Annotated in this window: 20 protein-coding genes and 1 tRNA gene; 7 read left to right on the top strand and 14 right to left on the bottom strand. The window is 51.1% G+C overall.

Going from position 1 to position 19,891, the window contains the following annotated elements; all coding sequences use genetic code 11:
- Window positions 1-51 precede the first annotated feature (51 nt).
- The 9 genes from IVG45_RS08175 to IVG45_RS08135 form a co-directional block, all read right to left on the bottom strand.
- The gene (locus tag IVG45_RS08175; RefSeq protein WP_196437337.1) at window positions 52-261 is read right to left on the bottom strand and encodes a hypothetical protein; all 210 of its coding nucleotides are present in this window, start codon (window positions 259-261) and stop codon (window positions 52-54) included.
- 80 nt (window positions 262-341) lie between these two features.
- Window positions 342-1,028 carry a hypothetical protein gene (locus IVG45_RS08170; protein WP_196437336.1) on the bottom strand — a complete coding sequence of 229 codons (687 nt, stop codon included), beginning with the start codon at window positions 1,026-1,028 and terminating at the stop codon, window positions 342-344.
- Window positions 1,029-1,364: 336 nt separating this feature from the next.
- Window positions 1,365-2,219: a hypothetical protein gene (locus tag IVG45_RS08165; protein ID WP_196437335.1), complete on the bottom strand. Its 855-nt coding sequence runs from the start codon at window positions 2,217-2,219 to the stop codon at window positions 1,365-1,367.
- 286 nt (window positions 2,220-2,505) lie between these two features.
- Window positions 2,506-3,222 (bottom strand): Crp/Fnr family transcriptional regulator, encoded by a 717-nt coding sequence (locus IVG45_RS08160; RefSeq protein ID WP_196437334.1) that lies wholly within the window; start codon window positions 3,220-3,222, stop codon window positions 2,506-2,508.
- Window positions 3,223-3,359: 137 nt separating this feature from the next.
- Complete coding sequence (galE, locus tag IVG45_RS08155; RefSeq protein ID WP_196437333.1) at window positions 3,360-4,406, bottom strand: UDP-glucose 4-epimerase GalE; 1,047 nt, start codon at window positions 4,404-4,406, stop codon at window positions 3,360-3,362.
- Window positions 4,407-4,423: 17 nt separating this feature from the next.
- Window positions 4,424-5,281 carry a tRNA 2-thiocytidine(32) synthetase TtcA gene (ttcA, locus tag IVG45_RS08150; protein WP_196437332.1) on the bottom strand — a complete coding sequence of 286 codons (858 nt, stop codon included), beginning with the start codon at window positions 5,279-5,281 and terminating at the stop codon, window positions 4,424-4,426.
- Window positions 5,282-5,330: 49 nt separating this feature from the next.
- On the bottom strand, window positions 5,331-6,551 hold the full coding sequence (fabB, locus tag IVG45_RS08145) for a beta-ketoacyl-ACP synthase I (RefSeq protein WP_196437331.1): 1,221 nt from the start codon (window positions 6,549-6,551) through the stop codon (window positions 5,331-5,333).
- Between the two features lie 10 nt (window positions 6,552-6,561).
- Window positions 6,562-7,077, bottom strand: a complete 516-nt coding sequence (gene fabA / locus IVG45_RS08140) for a 3-hydroxyacyl-[acyl-carrier-protein] dehydratase FabA (protein WP_196437330.1) — start codon at window positions 7,075-7,077, stop codon at window positions 6,562-6,564.
- Between the two features lie 75 nt (window positions 7,078-7,152).
- Entirely contained in the window at window positions 7,153-9,072 is a 1,920-nt protein-coding gene (locus IVG45_RS08135; RefSeq protein WP_230874806.1) for a transglycosylase SLT domain-containing protein, read from the bottom strand.
- 234 nt (window positions 9,073-9,306) lie between these two features.
- On the opposite strand from IVG45_RS08135, the gene IVG45_RS08130 reads away from it, so the two are divergent.
- Both IVG45_RS08130 and IVG45_RS08125 read left to right on the top strand, forming a co-directional pair.
- A complete protein-coding gene (locus tag IVG45_RS08130; RefSeq protein ID WP_230874840.1) occupies window positions 9,307-10,962 on the top strand; it encodes an ABC transporter ATP-binding protein in 1,656 nt (551 codons plus the stop codon).
- Window positions 10,962-11,819: a PHP domain-containing protein gene (locus IVG45_RS08125; protein ID WP_196437328.1), complete on the top strand. Its 858-nt coding sequence runs from the start codon at window positions 10,962-10,964 to the stop codon at window positions 11,817-11,819. Before IVG45_RS08130 ends, IVG45_RS08125 begins: the two co-directional genes overlap by 1 nt.
- Window positions 11,820-11,934: 115 nt before the next feature.
- On the opposite strand, the gene IVG45_RS08120 is transcribed toward IVG45_RS08125, so the two are convergent.
- Genes IVG45_RS08120 through IVG45_RS08105 form a run of 4 tightly spaced genes read right to left on the bottom strand, consistent with a single transcriptional unit; the run spans window position 11,935 to window position 16,349 of the window.
- Window positions 11,935-12,714 (bottom strand): CpsD/CapB family tyrosine-protein kinase, encoded by a 780-nt coding sequence (locus tag IVG45_RS08120; protein WP_196437327.1) that lies wholly within the window; start codon window positions 12,712-12,714, stop codon window positions 11,935-11,937.
- 16 nt (window positions 12,715-12,730) lie between these two features.
- Window positions 12,731-14,476, bottom strand: a complete 1,746-nt coding sequence (locus IVG45_RS08115; protein WP_196437326.1) for a lipopolysaccharide biosynthesis protein — start codon at window positions 14,474-14,476, stop codon at window positions 12,731-12,733.
- Between the two features lies 1 nt (window position 14,477).
- Window positions 14,478-15,815: a hypothetical protein gene (locus IVG45_RS08110; protein WP_196437325.1), complete on the bottom strand. Its 1,338-nt coding sequence runs from the start codon at window positions 15,813-15,815 to the stop codon at window positions 14,478-14,480.
- 24 nt (window positions 15,816-15,839) lie between these two features.
- The gene (locus IVG45_RS08105) at window positions 15,840-16,349 is read right to left on the bottom strand and encodes a polysaccharide biosynthesis/export family protein (RefSeq protein ID WP_196437324.1); all 510 of its coding nucleotides are present in this window, start codon (window positions 16,347-16,349) and stop codon (window positions 15,840-15,842) included.
- Window positions 16,350-16,698: 349 nt separating this feature from the next.
- On the opposite strand from IVG45_RS08105, the gene IVG45_RS08100 reads away from it, so the two are divergent.
- The 5 genes from IVG45_RS08100 to IVG45_RS08080 are packed head-to-tail and all read left to right on the top strand — an operon-like array spanning window position 16,699 to window position 19,487.
- A complete protein-coding gene (locus IVG45_RS08100) occupies window positions 16,699-17,055 on the top strand; it encodes a HopJ type III effector protein (RefSeq protein WP_196437323.1) in 357 nt (118 codons plus the stop codon).
- Window positions 17,045-18,112, top strand: a complete 1,068-nt coding sequence (locus tag IVG45_RS08095; RefSeq protein WP_196437322.1) for an NAD(P)/FAD-dependent oxidoreductase — start codon at window positions 17,045-17,047, stop codon at window positions 18,110-18,112. The genes IVG45_RS08100 and IVG45_RS08095 overlap by 11 nt, the downstream gene beginning before the upstream one ends.
- Window positions 18,078-18,653 (top strand): tRNA (mnm(5)s(2)U34)-methyltransferase, encoded by a 576-nt coding sequence (locus IVG45_RS08090; RefSeq protein ID WP_196437321.1) that lies wholly within the window; start codon window positions 18,078-18,080, stop codon window positions 18,651-18,653. Before IVG45_RS08095 ends, IVG45_RS08090 begins: the two co-directional genes overlap by 35 nt.
- A gap of 41 nt (window positions 18,654-18,694) precedes the next feature.
- Window positions 18,695-19,006, top strand: coding sequence for a pyrimidine/purine nucleoside phosphorylase (gene ppnP / locus IVG45_RS08085; protein ID WP_196437320.1), 312 nt, complete (start codon window positions 18,695-18,697; stop codon window positions 19,004-19,006).
- 7 nt (window positions 19,007-19,013) lie between these two features.
- A complete protein-coding gene (locus tag IVG45_RS08080; RefSeq protein WP_196437319.1) occupies window positions 19,014-19,487 on the top strand; it encodes a LabA-like NYN domain-containing protein in 474 nt (157 codons plus the stop codon).
- Between the two features lie 219 nt (window positions 19,488-19,706).
- Here the strand turns inward: IVG45_RS08080 and IVG45_RS08075 are convergent.
- Window positions 19,707-19,793: transfer RNA gene (locus IVG45_RS08075), tRNA-Leu, on the bottom strand.
- Window positions 19,794-19,891 lie beyond the last annotated feature (98 nt).

The raw sequence follows: 19,891 nt of genomic DNA, 5'->3' as shown, positions 1-19,891 counted from the left end.
GGTTCAACCTCATCGTTTGGAACCCATTTCCAAGCCGCTATTGGGATGCTTTCAGGCTTGAAGCCGGAATGGGTGATACGCGAACTGATCGACCACTTTTCGACCGGCCTGATACGCTCTGGCACCGCTTTTCCCGTTCTCTAATTGTCTTACTCCAATACGCACGGCTTCATCGATTTGATAAGGCAGTAGGCCGAGATGCAAGCCGTAGTTGGCTATTTGCGCGGCGGCGCGGGCACGGCGTTCCATTTCATTGCTCATGTCAAACTCCTTATTTCGCTAAATTATTCCAACTGGGTTAGCGGGTAATTGGGACGAGATTAGCCTAGATCGGGTGCGGTTTAGCAACGGCTAAGGCAATAGTTTGTTTCGATAGCGCCTTCCAAAATGGCAATCGCTTCTTCGCAGTCGATTATTTCCTTTCCACTATCCACAATATAATTCGCCAGACGTGAGATCGCCCGCCAATGATGGGCCTGATTGATAAAATCAAATGAGGCTCGGTGCAATTCCTTCAGCGTTTGGGTTTTTTTCAGCGGCGGCATGCCAAGGCCGGCAATATATTCCTCGATTTTTTCCTGATCTGATTTACCGCCGTAATTTTTCAGTGCCTCATAATCGACTAAGTACTGATTGAAATTCTCACCGTCCCGCTGCGCGACATATTTTGCTTCCGCCAGGGGGCCGGCCAGTAAATTGACCATATCGGCCTCGCAAGCTTGCTGGTAAGCCAATATGGCTTGTGATGAAGCATGGGGTTTTGCGCTTAATGCCTGATTCTCCACCAGCAAGCCCCCATCCAGTTTTGCAAGATAGGCTCGATTACCAGCCGGCATGTGGCTATTATCCAGGTGTATTGAATGTTTCAAACCTTGCAAGAAAATCCGAAAACCGATCTGGGGCAGATTATGATGGCGATTCCTAAGGTAAATCGCGGCGGCATGACCTGCTTCATGATACGCCGTTTGGGTAATAAGCTCCATTCCAGCCAGTAAACCAACTCTTCCTTCTAAATGATCTCGATTCATTATTCCCCCTAAAATCGGTAGTTTGTTTAGAGAGCATGCTATGCGGATCATGATAAAACCACAATCAGACTAACCTTTTTTTCAAAGGGACTTTTCTTATGCTATTACGGCTTGTTGTCTGCGGATGACTACAAAAATCGTGGTTGTAACGGTTTTCTGAAAATTATTAGCTATTCCGCCGCGCGATTTTGAGAATAGGGTGAAACGTGAGCGGCCTACGAAATTATGTTGAAGCAAACCCGGCTTAAGTTTTACCGGGTTTGAATCGTATATGCCTCGTAGCTTTCAAACCTCAACTGATGCCGGGATAAAGGGAAATCCGAGATAAGTTGAATGTCAGGCGGGAACAACGCTTGGTTTTGCCTGGCGGGGGTTCAAGCGAAAGAAACCCAGCAGGGCGGATAGCATTAGCCAAACTGAGCTTGGCAGCGGTACATAAGGGCCGCCACCGTTGTTGGTGAGGCTGTAGGTATAGTAGGGCGCATCGATGAAGTCGCCATAATCCAGGTCGTCAAAACTCAGTGACCAGGTTCCTGTTCTAAGGTTGGAGGTTAAGTTATTGCCACAGCATTCCAATCCCTGGCCGATGTCTATGTAACTGATTTCAGTTTCGCTTTTGAAGGCATTGGTGAAGAAGTTCGATTGATAATAGTCGTAATTACCCAGATAGTTGTTGTTTCTGGAACCGATTAAATTGCCATTGACGTCATAGGCCTCAAAATTCAGGTATTGATAAGTGGATGAACTGCCGTTGCTGTAACTGATGCCGAAATAGCCGATAGGATCGGCAAAACTGATACGCCAGAAATTAGCCGAAGAGCTGGATTGATTGTTAAAAGCCAGAAAGTTATCGCCGCTTTTGGCATTATGACCAAAATTGGCCGATTCGTTTAATATCGCGCCCATGCCCGTGTTTGCAGCGTTTATGACATTAACCGACTGAACGGTATCGATACCGTCCTTGGGGCGGGTTATTGTTTGCGTCGTACGGTTAAGCGCGGTGAATGTTACGCCTTGCCCGGTGTAAAGATCGGTTAATGGCGTGGCCGCTGAAAATAATGAGGGGGCGGAAATGGCGTTTCCCAAGGGATCGCTGTCAAAATTAATGGTTTGGACAGCCGCTTGTGCATTTGAGCCGCCCGCAATGATGATTACGGATAGGATTCGTTGGGCGTTATTGATTAGTGTCATGTCGGGATCTCCATATATCAATTGGCAACACTCGTTTTGAGTAAGTTAGACTGGCGGGAGCCTCTTTTGCTTCCGGTGGTCAAATTATCAAAATCTATTTTTATGGCAGTGATAAATGTCAATTCAAAACACTAAAGCTCAGTCGACTTGGAGAGTGAGAATTTTGTCAGCGGCGCGCGAAAGTCGATATTCGACTGGATTAGTCGACTTTTCACCGTTATTTCATTGTATTAGCTTATTTTGGCTAATGAGCTAGCCGTTAAGGACAAGACTGGTTTGAAGAAGGTCAGCTGATGAATTTGATTAGTCTGTTTAGATCGGGGATCTGAATTTTTTTCTTGTTCGCTAGGATAAGCCCTTGTTTCTCGTAATCCGCTAAAACCCTGCTGACTGTTTCCGGCGCTAGTCCCAAGTAGTTGGCCATGTCCGCCCTAGACATCGTCAGCTGTAATCGGGCGGAATTGGCTTGCTTAAGATGTTGTCGATAAACCATATCCAATAAAAAAATACCTAATCGTTTGTTGGCTATGCGGTGGTTACTGCTCAGCAGCACCTCGTGTTGATGCTCGATTTCGACATTGACGCGGGTCTGAATATTATTCAGCAGGCTTGGGAGTTTTTCGCAATAAGCCAATATAAAATGTAAGGAAAACGCGCAAATGACCGATTTTTCCAGCGTAATTGCGGATGATGAATGACAAGAATGGTTTAGCGGAAGCAGTTCAATCACTTCTCCGGGAAAATGGAAATTAATGATCTGCTGATCGCCATTCCCGCTGGTATAAATGCTTTTCACCGACCCCGATTTGACAAAAAACAGGCTTTTTACCCCATCTCCTTGGTAAAAAATGCAATTGCCTTTTTCATGGATCCTATCTCGAATCAGATTGCGGTCGTTTATGTCGATCCGATTGCCGACCAGGTCGTCGGCAAGGCATAAGCTTTTTTTTCCGCATTCATGGCACCGCCGAAGAATGGGGGATAGGTAATCCGCATCATTCATGCTGCCTCCTGCAACATTATGCAAACACATGATCGAGCGGTCAAAAAACAAGTTTCCGCTATTCGAATATCCTGTAAGGGCGATTAAAATCGCCCCTTGTATGAATTCAGGAAAATTATTTCCAACCAAATGATGTCTTAGTTATAACCATCCGGATTATTGTTCTGCCAGCGCCAGACATCGACCATCATTTGTTGCAGATCTTTCTCGGCTTTCCAATCCAGTTTTTCCAGCGCTAGGGTAGGGTCGGCGTAACAAGCCGCAACATCTCCCGAGCGTCGAGGGGTAATTTGATAGGGTACCGGCTGGCCGGTGACATGGCTGAAGGTGTTAATCATATCCAACACACTGTAACCGTTACCGGTACCGAGATTGAATGCGTCACAAATGGGCGCGTCATTGCTTTGTTTCATCAGGTATTGCAAGGCCTTGATATGGCCGCGAGCCAAATCCACCACATGAATATAGTCACGCACTCCGGTTCCGTCATGAGTGGGGTAGTCGTTGCCGAATACCGACAGAATCGGCAGCTTGCCGATAGCGACTTGCGACAGGTAGGGCATCAGGTTGTTGGGTATGCCGTTGGGATCCTCGCCGATCAGGCCGCTATGGTGGGCGCCTATCGGATTGAAATAGCGCAGTATGGCGATTTTCCAGGGATGTTGGTCTCGGTTTAAAGCATCGGCGGCGTTGGCGTCGCGCAGGATTTCCTCGATGAACAGTTTGGTGCGGCCATAAGGATTGGTGGCCTGTAACGGGAAACTTTCGGTGATAGGTACCGTGTGCGGATCGCCGTAGACGGTGGCGGATGAACTGAACACCAGGCTTTTGACGCCCTGTTCGGCCATGGCCTCCAGCAACACCAGGGTGCCGCTGATATTGTTTTGGTAGTAATTGAGCGGTTTCTGGCAGGATTCGCCGACGGCCTTGAGTCCGGCGAAATGGATGACCGCATCGACGTTATGATTTTGAAAAATGCGGGTAAGGGCGGCTTGATCGTTGATGTCGGCTTGATAGAACTTGACGGATTGCCCTGTGATTTGTTCGATTCTGCGGACGGATTCGATTTTGCTGTTGCTGAGGTTGTCGACGATGATGACCTCGAAACCGTTGTTTAACAGTTCAACGCAGGTATGGCTACCGATGTAGCCGGCACCGCCCGTCACCAAAATAGTGTTTTTCATGGTTATATTCCATTTGTTTAGCGTTCAAGGATGTCCAATCCGGGCTCATCGGATGCGATGCGTGGTATTGCCGAGTCTGGGTCGCGTTGCAAGCCGGCAAAGTCGAATAAACCGGGATCGAGCATTTGCGAGGGGGCGATGTTTTGCAGGCTGGCGAAAATGGTTTCGATCCGTCCGGGAAATTGTTTGTCCCAGCCCGTCAGCATTTGTTTCATGGCTTGGCGCTGCAAATTTTCCTGCGAGCCGCACAAGTTGCAAGGGATGATGGGAAACTTTTTGAAGGCGGCGAAGCGGTTGATGTCTTTTTCGCGGCAATAGGCCAACGGACGAATTACGATATTTTGTTTGTCGTCGCTGAGCAGTTTCGGCGGCATGGCTTTCAGTTTGCCGGCGTAAAACATGTTCAGGAAGAAGGTCTCGATAATGTCGTCGCGGTGATGGCCCAGGGCGATCTTGGTGATGTTGTGTTCCTTGGCGAAGCCGTACAAAGTGCCGCGCCGCAGTCTGGAGCACAGGCTGCAAGTGGTCTGGCCTTCCGGGATAATGCGTTTGACGATGCTGTAGGTGTCGTGTTCGATGATGTGGAACGGTACGCCTATCGATTGTAGGTAGGCCGGTAACACATGCTCGGGGAAACCCGGTTGTTTTTGATCCAGATTGACGGCAATGATTTCGAAATCGACCGGCGCGGTTTTCTGCAAATTCAGCAGAATATCCAGCATGGTGTAGGAATCCTTGCCGCCGGACAGGCAGACCATCACCCTGTCGCCGTGTTCTATCATGTTGTAATCGGCAATGGCTTCGCCGACGCAACGCCGCAAACGCTTTTGCAGCTTATTGAACTGGGTTCTGGATTTTTGTTCTAGGTTGGACATAAGTTCGGGAGAGGGCGGTCAAAGCGGGTTAGGCTTTGACCGCAAACGGTTAGCCGTTATAGCGTTGGAAAATCAAGGTGGCATTGGTGCCGCCAAAGCCGAAACTGTTGGACATGATGGTGTTCAATGTCACGTTGTCCCGGTATTCGCGCACGATGGGGATGCCGGCGGCTTCGGGGTCGAGTTCGCTGATATTGGCCGAAGCGCTGAGGAAGTTTTCCTGCATCATCAGTAATGAATAAATCGCTTCGTTGACGCCGGCCGCGCCCAGCGCATGGCCGGTCAGGGATTTGGTGGAACTGACCGCCGGTACGCCATCATTGCCGAACACGTTGCGCAGTGCTTCCAGTTCGCGGGTATCGCCGACCGGCGTGCTGGTGCCGTGGGCATTGATGTAGTCTATCCGGCCGTCGACGGTGGCCATGGCCTGTTGCATGCAACGCACCGCGCCTTCGCCGGAAGGTTGCACCATGTCGTAACCGTCCGAGGTGGCGCCGTAACCGACCAGTTCCGCGTAGATTTTCGCGCCGCGGGCCTTGGCGTGTTCCAGTTCTTCGATCACCAATACGCCGCCGCCGCCGGAAATCACGAAGCCGTCGCGAGTAGCGTCGTAAGGCCTGGATGCGGTTGCCGGGGTGTCGTTATATTTGGACGACAAGGCGCCCATGGCGTCGAACAATACCGACATGGTCCAGTGCAGTTCTTCGCCGCCGCCGGCGAATACTATATCTTGCTTATTCAGTTGTATCAGTTCCATCGCATGGCCGATGCAGTGCGCGCTGGTGGCGCAGGCCGAGCTGATACTGTAATTGACGCCCTTGATTTTAAACGGAGTGGCCAGGCAGGCTGTGTTGGTGCTGGACATTGCCCGAGGCACCATGTAGGGGCCGACTTTTTTGACGCCTTTGGAACGCAGAATGTCCGCGGCTTCAACCACGTTGGAAGTCGAGGGGCCGCCGGAGCCCATCACCAGGCCGGTGCGGAAATTCGAGATTTGATCGTCTTCCAGTCCGGCGTCGGCGATGGCTTGTTGCATGGCTAGGTAATTGTAAGCGGCGCCATCGCCCATGAAGCGTTTGATTTTACGGTCAATGGCTTCGTCCAGATCGATGTTGACCGGAGCGTGGACATGGCTCCTAAAGCCCATTTCCTGATAAACGTCGGCATGCACGATGCCGGAGCGGCCGGCTCTGAGCGATTCGACCACTTCGTCTCGATTATTGCCGATGCTGGAAACAATCCCTAAACCTGTTACAACCGCGCGTCTCATGATGGCTTCCTTAGAAATCCTGGGTAGAAGTGAACAGGCCGACCCGTAAATCGGTGGCCTCGTAAATTTGCTTGCCGTCGACTTCCATGGTGGCATCGGCGATGCCCATCACTAGTTTGCGTAGAATCACCCGCTTCAAGTCGATTTTGTAGGTGACTTTTTTGGCGGTTGGGAGCACTTGGCCGGTGAACTTAACTTCGCCGCAACCTAACGCCCGACCCTTGCCGGGGCCGCCCATCCAGCACAGATAAAAACCCACCAATTGCCACATGGCATCCAGGCCCAGACAGCCAGGCATCACGGGGTCGCCCTGGAAATGGCAGTCAAAAAACCATAAGTCCGGCGTAATATCGAGTTCAGCAATAATTTGGCCCTTGCCATACTTGCCGCCTTCATCGGAAATATGAACAATTCGGTCCATCATAAGCATGTTGGGAAGCGGAAGCTGCGCGTTTTTGGGGCCGTATAACTCGCCGCGGCCGGACATCAATAATTCCTCGCGCGTGAAACTGTGCTGTTTCTCCATTCAATATTTACCTAGATTATGAGCTGAAAACACTGCTCATTATCCAATAGTCGAGTCAAAAAATCAGCTCAATTTTTATCCGGGCTTTACTTCTTTTAACAAATCGGCCACTTTCAAGCGGTTGCCGAGCAGACGCTGCTGATAAATCAACGTATATAGAATCACCGAGGATACATAGCCGCGGGTTTCCTTGTAAGGAATGGTTTCGATCCAGATGTCGGCGGGCAGTGACTGGGTTTTGGGTAGCCACTGCTTGACGCGATTAACGCCGGCGTTGTAGGCCGCTGCCGCCAGCACGACATTACCGTCAAATTGATTCAGTACTTTCTTGAAGTAAAAACTGCCGAATCTGAGATTGATGTCAGGGTTGAGGAGGTTGAAATCGTTGCTCCAGTTTTCGTTAAATTCGCCGGCAATCTGTTGGGCGGTTTTAGGCATCAGTTGCATTAATCCGACCGCCCCGGCGGAAGATCCCGCAAACTCATCGAAAGCGCTTTCCTGGCGGATCAGGGCAAAAATCAATGCGGGGTCGAGGTTTTGCTGGTTGGCGTTGTGCTGGATTTGGCTAATAAACGCCAACGGAAAGCGTAAATCCATGTCGTCCCATTGGTTGGCTTTGGCGATCGTGAAAATCGCCATCGACGGCCAATTCCATTGCTGTGCCAATTTAGCGGCCACTGCAAGTTGATGATCATCCAGTTCGGCGATCGCATGCCACCATTGGCGAGAGGCTTCCGGTTTGCGGCCGATGGCGAGTAATTCACCAACGGCCTCAAACTCGCTGTCCTGGGCCAGGCGCTCGATTTCCGGGCCGGTAACATCGAGCGGCCTATGGTTGAGTTGAATGGCTTGCTGCAAACGCTCGGCGGCCAGGCAGGCGTAAAAACTACGATGCCGGGCAATTTCCTGGAAAATCGCTTGCGCCGGTTGGATTTGTCCGCCTGCGGCCAGCGCCCTGGCTTGCCAATATTGCCATTTATCCTCTGCCCTTTGTTTTTCATTCAGCGCTGCGATCGAGGTCAATACCTCCGGCCAGCTTTGTTGGTTAAGGGCGGATCGGACCCGCCATTCCAGGGCCGATTCATCCTGGCCGGCATATTGGGATAGGCGCGGGTAGGCTCGGCTATCGCGTCTAAATGCCAGCGCCATTGCCAGGCGTTTTTCGATGTCGGCGACTGTCTCGGCCGGTATCGAAAAATACTGCTTCCGCTGTTCCCAGGCCTCGAGCGCGGCTTGCGGGTTTTGCTCCAGCCAGCGCTGGATAGCATGGGTAAATAGTTCCCCGGCCCTGGGATAGGTGTTCTTCCATGCGCTTGACTCTGTTACGCCTTGTGGCTGGTGATGTAGCTTCAGCCAGATCTCGGCCATGGCTCTATGCTGTTTCGGCATCAAACCTAGCATTTGTCCGGCCAGGCGAGTATCGTTTTGCACCAAGGCCGCCTGGAAACGTTGCCAAACCAGATCGTCACTAAACAGGCTCGAGTTTTTCAGGGTTTCAAACAAGGCATCGCAGGCAGTAGGTTGCGATTTGCCGTTCAGCCAAAGTTGTTTCGCGCTTTCCAAAGCCGCTTGTTGTTCGCCGACGCTATACCGGGCCAAGGCGAAGTAACATTGCGATTCGGCGTCCTGGCCGGATTTATAATGCTGAATATACGTCAACCATTGTTGATTTCGGCCGAGATCGGACAGCCATTTACGGTGTAATAGCTGGGTATAGCGGCTTTGCGGGTATTCGTGCATGAACGCCAGTATGGCCCGCTCGTCATTTAGATGTTTGACCAGCCATTGGTATTGCAGATAGGGATAGAGCGGATAATTCTTTAAGCTGTCGGACAAGGCAAAAAAATCGCTTTCTCGATCCTGTTCAATGTAGTGCTCGGCTTGCAGAAATGTTTTGCGCATCACGCTCAAGGATTGCTCCGAGGGGGCCGCCTGTCCAGTGCCGATTGCCAGACAATTGACTAGCAGGAACAGGTGGATGACTATCCTCATCATGACATTCTCCTAATAAGCGCAAATCCCGGGTGGTTTTTGCATAAAACATAAGCCATTATAATCTCCCATTGCCTAATCGACCTCTCCTAAACATTGAAAAAGCAGCGCTCGCCCAACAAATTCGAATATTCCTGGCATTACATTTTTCGCATCGCCTTACAGCATAAAAAGCAATTAGTGACCGGTCACCTTATCGCGGTATTGGCAACCATTGCCAGCGTGCCGGTACCGTTGATGATGCCGTTGTTGGTCGATGAGGTGCTGCTGCATCATCCCGGCCTGGTGCTGAATAGCGTCAATCCTTTCCTGCCCGCCGAGTGGCGGCAGCCGATTGTTTACATTGCCGGCGTTTTGATCGTCAGTCTATTGTTGCGGCTATTTGCGTTGATATTAAACATCATCCAGACCCGGCAGTTTTCCTATATTGCCAAGGATGTGATTTTTCGCATCCGTAAGAGTCTGGTGCATCGTTTGCAACATATCTCGATGTCCGAATATGAGAGTCTGGGTAGCGGTACGGTTACGGCGCATTTAGTGACCGATCTGGATACCCTGGATAACTTCATCGGTACCACCATCAGCAAGTTGTTGGTGGCCTGTTTGACCGTGTTGGGTACGGCGGTGATTTTGCTGTGGATGCACTGGCAACTGGGTTTATTCATCATTTTTCTGAACCCGGTGGTGATTTATTTCGCAAGAGCGATAGGCTCGAATATCAAAAATCTGAAGGCCAACGAGAACAAGGCTTATAGCGTGTTTCAACAGGCTCTGAGCGAAACCCTGGAGGCGATCAATCAGATTCGTGCCAGCAACCGCGAACAGCATTATTGCCAGCAATTGATAGCCAGCGCGCAAACAGTGAAGGAGCATTCGACCGCGTTCGCCTGGAAGAGCGATGCAACGGTCAGACTGAGTTTTTTGACTTTTTTATTCGGCTTCGACATTTTTCGGGCCACCGCGATGTTGATGGTCTTGTATTCCAATCTGAGCATGGGGGAAATGCTGGCCGTGTTCGGTTACCTGTGGTTCATGATGGCGCCGGTACAGGAAATACTGGGTATTCAGCAGGCATTCTATGCAGCCAAGGCCTCCATGGCGAGGATCAATCAACTGACTTTGTTGCAACGCGAACCGGAATATCCCCATCTGGAGAATCCGTTTTTATCCAAAAAAACCGTTAGTGTGGCGGTGGAAAATCTGCATTTCAGCTACAAGGACGAACCGGTGCTGAACGGGATCCAGCTGAAAATTGCCGCCGGTGAAAAAATTGCGCTGGTCGGCGCCAGCGGCGGCGGTAAGTCCACCCTGGCTCAAACCCTTATTGGCTTGTATCCGCCCAATCAAGGCATGATTTATTTCGATGGTGTGCCATTGACCCGCATTGGCCTGGATGTGGTGCGCGAGCATGTCGCCACGGTGCTGCAGCATCCGGCGTTATTGAACGATACCATTCGAGCCAATCTAACCCTGGGAAGGGAGATTGAAGACAGTGAATTATGGTATGCCTTGGAATTGGCGCAATTGAAAACCACCGTGGCCGAACTGGACAAAGGCCTGGATACTGTGGTCGGCCGGCAGGGCATGCGCTTGTCCGGCGGCCAGCGCCAGCGCCTGGCGATTGCCAGGATGATAGTCAGCAAGCCGTCGGTGGTGATACTCGACGAGGCCACCTCGGCACTGGATAGTGAAACCGAGTACAAGCTGCATCAGGCGCTTAGCGAATTTCTGAACGGCAGAACCACTATTATCATCGCCCACCGGCTCAGCGCGGTAAAGCAAGCTGATCATGTCTATGTGTTCGAGGAAGGCCGGATTTGCGAGCAGGGCCGGCACGAAGCCCTGATTCAGCAGAACGGGTTGTACGCAAAATTATATGGCGAATATCAGTGATGCTTGAAAAATACGATTTACACAGTCATTCCACTGCTTCGGACGGCGCACTGCCGCCGGCCGAATTGGTGCGGCGCGCGCATCAACAAGGGGTGACGGCGCTGGCATTGACCGACCACGACACAACCGCCGGATTGGCGGAAGCCGCGCGGATGGCTGCCGAACTGGGGCTGCGTTTTATACCCGGCATAGAAATATCGGCTACTTATGCCAACCAATGTTTGCATATCGTTGGCCTGAATATCGATCCGCTGAATCAGACCCTGTTGGCGGGTATTTCCCGGCAACAAACGATCCGCGATCAACGCGCGATCAAAATCGCCGAAAAGCTTGAGAAAAAAGGCATGGCCGGCGTTTACCAAGCTGTCAGCCAGGCGGCCGGCACCGGTGAAATCACGCGTTCGCACTTCGCCGATTTTTTGCTTGCGCAAGGCCATGTCGAGACCCAGCAGGAAGCCTTCGACCGCTACCTTAGCAAGGGCAAGCCGGCTTTTGTCTCAACCCAATGGGCCGCCTTGGATGAGGCCGTGGCTTGGATTAAGGCGGCGGGTGGGGTTGCGGTGTTGGCCCATCCCTTGCGTTATAACCTGAGTGCTAAATGGATGGGCAGGGCGCTGGCGGCCTTCAAACAGGCGGGAGGCCAGGGCGTTGAGGTTGTCACCGGGCGCATATCCGTCGATGAAATTCGGTTGAGCCAGCAATTTAGCCTGAAACATCAATTGCACGGCTCGGTCGGCTCGGATTTTCATAGCCCGGAAAACCAATGGGTGGAGTTGGGGCGGCTGGCGCCGCTGCCCGCTAATGTGGCACCGGTGTGGGAGTTGTTTGCCGGAGGTAAAAATCCGCTTGTACATTGAGCCTGGGTTATCGGTTTGACCGCTAAGCCGGCATACGCCGGGGAATGCCCAGTGGGCCGCGGAGTCGCGCGGCCCGCCCGAAATCCGTTTCTGGATGGCATTTTCGCGTATATGCCTAACTGTCGAATCGTATCTTGTGGTCGGTGGATTTGTTGAAGACGGTGCCCAATACATTGATGTCTTTCAACAAGTTGGCGGCGTGTTTAAGCTCGTCGGTTTTAGTGCGACCTTCATCGATCACCAGCAATACGCAATCGACGTAGGGAGAAAAACCCAAGGTGTCATCCTGGGACAGGATGGGCGGCATATCGAAAATGATCATCCGCGACGGATAACGGCTTCTTAATTCGTTAACCAGTCGTACCATTTTAGGCGAGTGCAGCATTTCGGTGGAGTTGAACATCGGCTGACCGGTCGGCAGTATGACCAACCTGTCGATGCCGGGGTTGATCAGCATCGTGCTGATTTCGGTGTCGTGCAGCAGATAGTCGCTCAAGCCCTTGTCGGCTTGAATGCCAAACAGGGTGTTGATGGTGGGATTCAGGAAATTAGCGTCGACCAGCAGGGCGGTGCGGTCGAGTTCCATAGCGATGCTGATGGCCAGGTTGGCGGCGGTCAGGCTGGTACCGGTCTGAGCGCTGGTGCTGGTGATCGCCAGGGTTTTCCAATCCATCGCATCCATGCTTTGCAGGCAGCGAGTCCGCAACATCCTATAGGATTCCAGCCATTTGCCGTGCGGAAATGCCGAAATGATGCGGTTTTGTTTGAGTAATTGCTGATCCGGCGTATGAACACGAGTTTGGCTGTAGGCGATGCTTATACGGTCCTTGGTGTTATCGCTTGAGTCCGCGACCGGGTTTTGATTTTTTTCGGCAAGGGTTTGAATAGAACTCATGGCTAATCTCGTTAAATTATAGGGCGCCCGCGACACGCAGCAATTTGTACCAGAATACATCCAGCGGCATGATGACAAAATGAAACACGACCACGGCAATAATGCCGGCGACCGCCACGCCTATCAAAAAATGCAGCCGGCGTTTTTTCTGTTCGGCGCTTTCTTGCGCACTCTCCAAATACGGAATCGTGGCCAGCGGCGCTACGCCCAAAATGGTGGCGATGGTTTTTTCGCTATGGATAGTTGAATCCATCATCTCCATTAAGGCAACGGTGCCGAAACCGCCGGCAACGGCTAGGACCAGGCCTAAAAACAGAATCGCAATCCGGTTCGGGCTGACCGGTTGCAAGGGTTCCTGCGGCGGATCGATCAGCGTGAAGCGTTCGCCTTTTTTCTCCAATTCCAGTTGTTGGGAGATTTGCGCTTCCATTTCGCGGGCACTGACTTCCTGATAGCGCTGGTTAGTGTTATTCAGCTCTTGAACCAGATCCATATAGTTCTTTTCAACCAGCGGTGCCTGCATCAGGTTGCGGCGTAGCTCTTCGATTTTATTTTTGATTTGCTCTCGGGTGTAAGCCAAGGATTTAATGTCGGAATTGGCGGCTTCAAGTTGCGACTTCAGCATGATGTAGGCCGGATTATCCGGTTCCACCGATACATTGGAATATTCGGTTTGCTTGGCTTCGGTCATGGCCTGCTGCAAGGATGAAATTTGCTTTTGCAGTTTGATGACGTCCGGATGTTTATCCGAGTATTGTTTCAATAATACGGCCAATTGGGAGTTTTTATCGATTAGTTCGGCATTCAGCTTATTCAAATCGGTGTTGGAGCCGATCTGTTTTTGCAGTGATTCGATCTCTTTCTTGGTTTTGAGTACGTCGGGATGATTGTCGGAATAGCGGGCCAGTAGCGATGGATATTGGGATTGCAGTTCCTTCAGCCGGTCTTTCATATCGAAGACCCGGTTGCCGACCGCATTGGTGGCCATTGCATTCGGATCGATTTGGGCCAACTGGCCCTCCAGGTAAAAACGCCTTTCCTGGGCCGAGCGTTCCTGGCTGTCGAGGCTCAGTAACTGGTTGTTCAGCGCGGTCAATTCCTGTTGGTTTAATTGGCTGGCTTCGGGTAGGCGGTGCAGATTTTGTTCCTTGAAAGTCGCCAGGGTGCTTTGCAGTTGTTGAATCTTGTCTTTCAGGCGGCGAGCTTCCTCGCTCAGAAATAAGGCCGCGTTTTCGGCCGACTCGGTGCGGGATTTGATATTTTCCTTCAAGAACAACGAAGTCAATTCATTGGCGACTTTCTGCGCCGTGGCGGGGTTCTCGTCGTCGAAAGCCAGTACGAAGGCAATCGTGGCCTTGGTGGGGGCGCCATTGCGCGGATCGATCACGTCCGCGCTAATGGTTTCTACCTTGATCAGTTTGCGCATCTTGTCCAGAATCTTTTCTTCCGGATCGGTTTTGCGGGCATCGGCGTACAAATCGTATTTTTTGATGATTTCCACCAGATTGGTACGCGACATGATGCGCTGGCTGATGATTTGGATGCGCTGGTCGGCGAAGGTGGTGACGGTGGATTTCACCAGTTCCGACGGGATTTCCTGCTCTTCGATCAAAATGGTCGATGACGAGCGGTACACGGAAGGCAACACCACGGCAAGGATGATGCTGAGCAAGGCAATGATAAAAAACGGGATGACTAGCGATTTGCGGCGTTTTCTGACTATCTTCAGATAGTCCTTGATGTCGGGTGTTTGATTTTCCACGTTATTTCACCTGCCGATTGATTAGTGGTTGATAAGAAAATTGGAGTTGAAGATTGTTGCCTATCGCCGTTTGACCCAATGCATCGAATTCCTGCTGGCGATAAGAGTACGAAAGTTCCAGATTGATTTCCGGGGTCCAGCGCCAGCGGATGTTGGGCGTCAGCGTCGTGTAAGTCCGGTTGTTGCTGATATTGCTGTTATTGTTAAGAGTGGATGTGGATTCCGACATCAGGTAACTGGCGGTAACGCCCGTAGTCCAGCGTTCGCTCAGATTGTATCTGAGGTTGGCGGAAAAAGTGGTTGACTGTTGCTGACTACCGCTGCTGGACGGATTTAATTGTTGACCGGCGTTCAGCGTAAAACCGCCCCACTCCGAGTTACGGGTCAGATTGGCTGAAAAAACGTGGCCGCTGGCTGTGCTGGTATCGTTAATTTCTGTAGGTTCCGGATTGGTGATATAAGGCGGATACTCCGGGTTAAAAGTTACTATTTGGCTATACCTGGTTCTATTCTCAGTCTCCCGCATACCGGCGGAGAGGGAAAATTGGGTTTGCTCGTCAAATAAATATTGCAAGCCGGCTTGATAAAATAGGGTGGTTGAGCTTTGCTCGTAGCTAGTAGTTCGTGATTGGTTAAGACCAACTAAGAAAGGTGGGGCGGGTATAAAAGTAATAAACGATCTACTATTTGATGAATCATTGCTCGAGTTGAACTTGGAATAGGCGCCCGTCAGGTTGAAAGACAATCTTTCCGAATAGGTATGAATAAACGTCGCCGAAAACTGCTGATTGTCGTAATCCGAAAAGCCTAGATTGTCCGCCAAAGACTCAGTGGTATCAAATTTTACGTCGACGTAGTTATAGCCCAATTGCACGGCATTTTGTTCCGTCAGGTTATAGGTGATGCCGGGCGATACCGATCGGGTCGTGCGCGGCACCTGAATTTGCAGATTTCCCGATCCTTCCGGGTCGAGCTGGGTGTTGATGGACGATTGCTCGGCGTATTGAGCCGACAGGTCGGTTTTGAAACGTTCCGCGTTGAACTGATGGCTGGCGTTGGCGATTTTTTCCGAGAAATCCAGTTCCGACTCGCCGTGATAAATCAATTCATTCCATTTAAAGCTGGTTTTCAGCTCTTGATTTTCGGCAATATAGCCCAGCAACAAGCCGGGAGATAGTGTGGTGATCAGGTTGTCGCGGGTCGGCGTGATTTGCATGCGCAAGTTATCCGTATAACGCTCGGTTGCACTGAAATCGGGTTGTAACAGCCAGTCAAATGCTTGACAGTGGTTGCTAAACAGGACCAAGGCCGGTAACAAGAACTCCGTCTTGATTTTCATAGATGGCGAACTCTATCCGGATGTTTAAGGTACGGTAATCGTATCTCCCGGTTCCAGTAGGATGTTTTGCTGTAGATCTTCACCGTCGATGACATTGCTGTAATCGAACGGAAATACTTTGATTTCGTTACCGACACGGCGTTGTATGCTGATATTGCTTTCGCTGGCAAATACCGTCAAGCCGCCAGCCAAGCTCAAGGCTTGCAACACGTCTATGCGCCTGCCCGCAAACACTTGCCCCGGTTTGTTGACCTTGCCTATCACGAAAATGGCATTACCCTGATTATTCAGCAGCTTGACGCTGACCGAGGGATCGGCAATATAGTCGGCCAGCTTAACGGCCAACAACTCCTTAAGGTCGTTGATGGTTCTACCGGCGGCGGTAATGGTGCCTATCAGGGGATAAACGATGTTGCCGTCCGGGCCTATCAGGAACTGTTGCTGTTGTAGCCCTTCTTCCTTCCAAACCGTGATTTCCAGTGCATCACCGGGCGACAGCAAATAGGTGGCTAAATTTTCAGGGTCTTTTAGCACGACGACATCCGTGCCGGTTTCGGGTTGGATAGGAGAAACTACAGGTTCGGCAAATGCTTGACAGGCGACTAGCAAAAAAAATACTAATAAATTAAGTAGCTGTTTCAAAACGTATTCCTTTAATGGCTGTTGAATTTATGATCCGTGTAGTCTCTACATTCAGTGGGAATGAAAATACATAGTGTAAAGACTCAATGTAACAGTAATTTTAAAGCGGTAGCAGTGACGGGGTGGGTGAGCTCCATATACTCGCTTGCCTTTCCTTGTGACGATGGCGATCTACTTATTATCGTGGCAAGTATATGCCACTAGGCTTTATAATCCAACACATTTTAGGAGTAAATCCATAATGCCGAGTCATTTTATCGAGCGCGTTAGGGCCGGGCAAGCGGTTGATTTTCAAGAGAGCATGGCTGTAATCGGTGAACATTACGATTACCAGCCGACCCAATTCAGCAACGGTATTCGACAGCCGTTGATCAATGAAGCGGGCCGTAACGAAGGTTCATGCAAGATTTTTGCTTTTGCCAAATTACAGGGCTTGGACCAAGCGCAAACCCTGGCATTGTTTGGCGATTATTACCGTAAGGACGTGCTGGAAAATCCGGATGGCACCGATCATCAAAACATCCGTAATTTCATGCGTGACGGTTGGGACGGTATTGTTTTCAGTGGCGAGGCTTTAACGGCCAAACATGCCGATTGATGTTCTGATCGTCGGCCAAGGCTTGGCCGGTAGCCTGCTGGCTTGGGAGTTGATGCGTCGGCATGTTCGGGTCATCGTGATCGATAGCGGCGGGATCAATGCTTCGCAAGTCGCGGCCGGCTTGATCAATCCGGTGACCGGCCAGCGCTTGGTTAAAACGGCGGAATTAGAGCGTTTATTGCCGGCCGCGATGGCTTGTTATCAGCAATTGGCGGAGGTGTTCAAACAGTCGTTTTTTATCCCCATGCCTATGCTGCGCATCCTGAAAACCGAGCGGGAGCGGCAGGTCGCTCGGCAACGATTGGGGCGGGACGAGTACCGAGGTTTTTTGAAGGATTGCCCGTCTCCCCCTTCCGGCATCATCGGCTCTTTCGGCATGTTGCAGCAGCAACAGACCGGTTATCTGAAAACCCGTTCGTTACTACAATGTTTACAGAATTATTTGCTGGCTAGCGGCGGCTATCGGCAGGTTAGCCTGGATTACCGCGAGATCGTGTTGCGGCCGCATTTGCAATGGCGCGATATACAGCCGCGCCACATTGTGTTTTGCGAAGGTTATCAAGCCAGTGCCAATCCCTGGTTCGGCGGGTTACCTTTCCAGCCGGCGAAAGGCGAGATTCTTGATTGCGGAACCGCTAGCGAATGTCCGGCATGGATTCTGAATTTTGGTTATTGGATGATTCCGACCGATGGTCATCATTTCAGGTTGGGTGCAACCTTCGATCCGGTTAACCTGGATACGCGACCCAGCGAACCGGCTCGTAATCAATTGTTACAAGCATTGGATCGGGTGAGTCCCGGTTTGCGGCCAATCAGTGTATTAGAGCACCAAGCCGGCATACGTCCGGCTACGGTGGACAAGCAACCGTTTATCGGCGCGCATTCCGTCCATCGTAACTTGCATATTTTCAATGGCTTCGGCGCCAAGGGCAGTTTGGCGATTCCTTGGTACGCCCGGCAATTTGCCGCGAGCTTGGATCAAGCGGAGCTCGTCCCGGCCACCTCTCACGTTAAGCGTTATTATGACTCGCATTTCCCTGTCCGAAACAGCGCATAGTCTGGTCCGGCAATATTTGCCGGCGGGCGCCAACGCGATAGACGCGACGCTTGGCAACGGGCATGACACCTTGTTTCTGGCTCGGTGCGTGGGTGAAAGTGGCCATGTCCATGGCTTTGACGTGCAATTGCAGGCCTTGCGGGCCACCGAGCAGCGCCTGCGACAGCATGACGTAATCAGCAGGGCGACGCTGATTCATGCCAGCCATGCCTTTATGCTGGAACACATTCCGCAAGCGCTTCATGGTCGAATCCGGGCGATCATGTTCAACTTGGGTTACCTGCCGGGAGCGGACAAAGGCGTCATCACGAGGACCGATTCGACCCTGATTGCCATTGATGCGGCGTGCCGGTTGCTGTCGGTAGCGGGGATTTTGACGATACTAGCTTATCCGGGACATGCCGGTGGCGATGAAGAAACCCTAAGGTTGGGCGAATGGTGTCAGCGGCTTGATGGACGGCGATTTAAAACCGAGATCGTGTTGAGCCGTCACGACAAACCCGAAGCACCGCGACTATTTCTGATTCGAAAAACGGACTGATCTGCTATCATGTTCGGCTTTTTTAGCAGTAGATAGTCACTATGTCAGAATTTACCAATGTCTCCATCGTCAAGCAAGCCAACGTTTATTTCGACGGCAAAGTTAATAGTCGCACCATCATCTTCGCCGATGGCAGCAAAAAAACCTTGGGTTTCATGCAGCCTGGCGAATATACCTTCAATACCGCCGATCCAGAATTGATGGAAATCCTGGCGGGTGAGCTCGAGGTTCAATTGCCGGATGCTGATTGGCAAACCGTCACCGGTGGTCAAGCCTTTAATGTGCCAGGAAATTCGCAGTTCACGATGAAGGTCAAAACCGCCAGCGATTATTGCTGTTCGTTCCTGAAATAATATCGGCATGGATAAGGTGGCGATTTTTGTCGATGTGCAAAACATCTATTACACCTGCAAACATCGCTACCAAAAACACTTCAATTACAGCGCCTTTTGGCGGCAGGCTACCCGCAATCGCCAAGTCGTTGCCGCATTTGCCTACGCGATAGAGCGAGGCGACGCCAAGCAGCGCGGTTTTCAGCAAATCCTGAAAGATATTGGTTTTCAGGTCAAGCTCAAACCCTATATTCAGCGCAGCGACGGTTCCGCCAAGGGTGATTGGGATGTGGGAATTACCCTGGATGTGCTTGAATACTCGGAGCAAGCCGATGTGATCATTTTGTTGTCCGGCGATGGCGATTTTCAAATGTTGCTGGAAAAGGCCGGGCAGCGTTATCGCGTCAAATCGGAAGTTTACGGCGTGGAGGCGCTGACCGCGCAAACGCTGATACAGGCCGCCGACCGCTTTGTGGCGATAGATCAAGGTTTGTTATTGTAGGATAATTAGTTGGTTCGCTCGTGCCATCGAGCTAATCTTCGTCTGTCTGGGCTTGATACGATTCTTGGGGGCTCCCTTGATTGGTTTAGGAGTCGGCAGTGGGGTGACGGATAAATGCTGAGCGGCTTGATATTATCAATATGCGATGAGCATAAAAAAACCGCTAAACCAAATGGCTTAGCGGTTTTTTGTGTCGTTTGCAACGACATGAATCTGTGATGGTGCCGAGGAGAGGACTTGAACCTCCACAGGGTTACCCCTACTAGCACCTGAAGCTAGCGCGTCTACCAATTTCACCACCTCGGCATTTCCACTTAATGCCGTGGAAAGAGGGCCCATTATAATTCTATTTTTCAAGCTGTCAACTTAAAATTTTAAATCAGATGGGTCCTGTTTTTTAAAAC

This window comes from Methylomonas sp. LL1 (assembly GCF_015711015.1).
Taxonomy (GTDB): Bacteria; Pseudomonadota; Gammaproteobacteria; order Methylococcales; family Methylomonadaceae; genus Methylomonas.
Note: the sequence above shows the minus strand (reverse complement) of the source record. Positions and strands in the feature narration are given on the sequence as shown.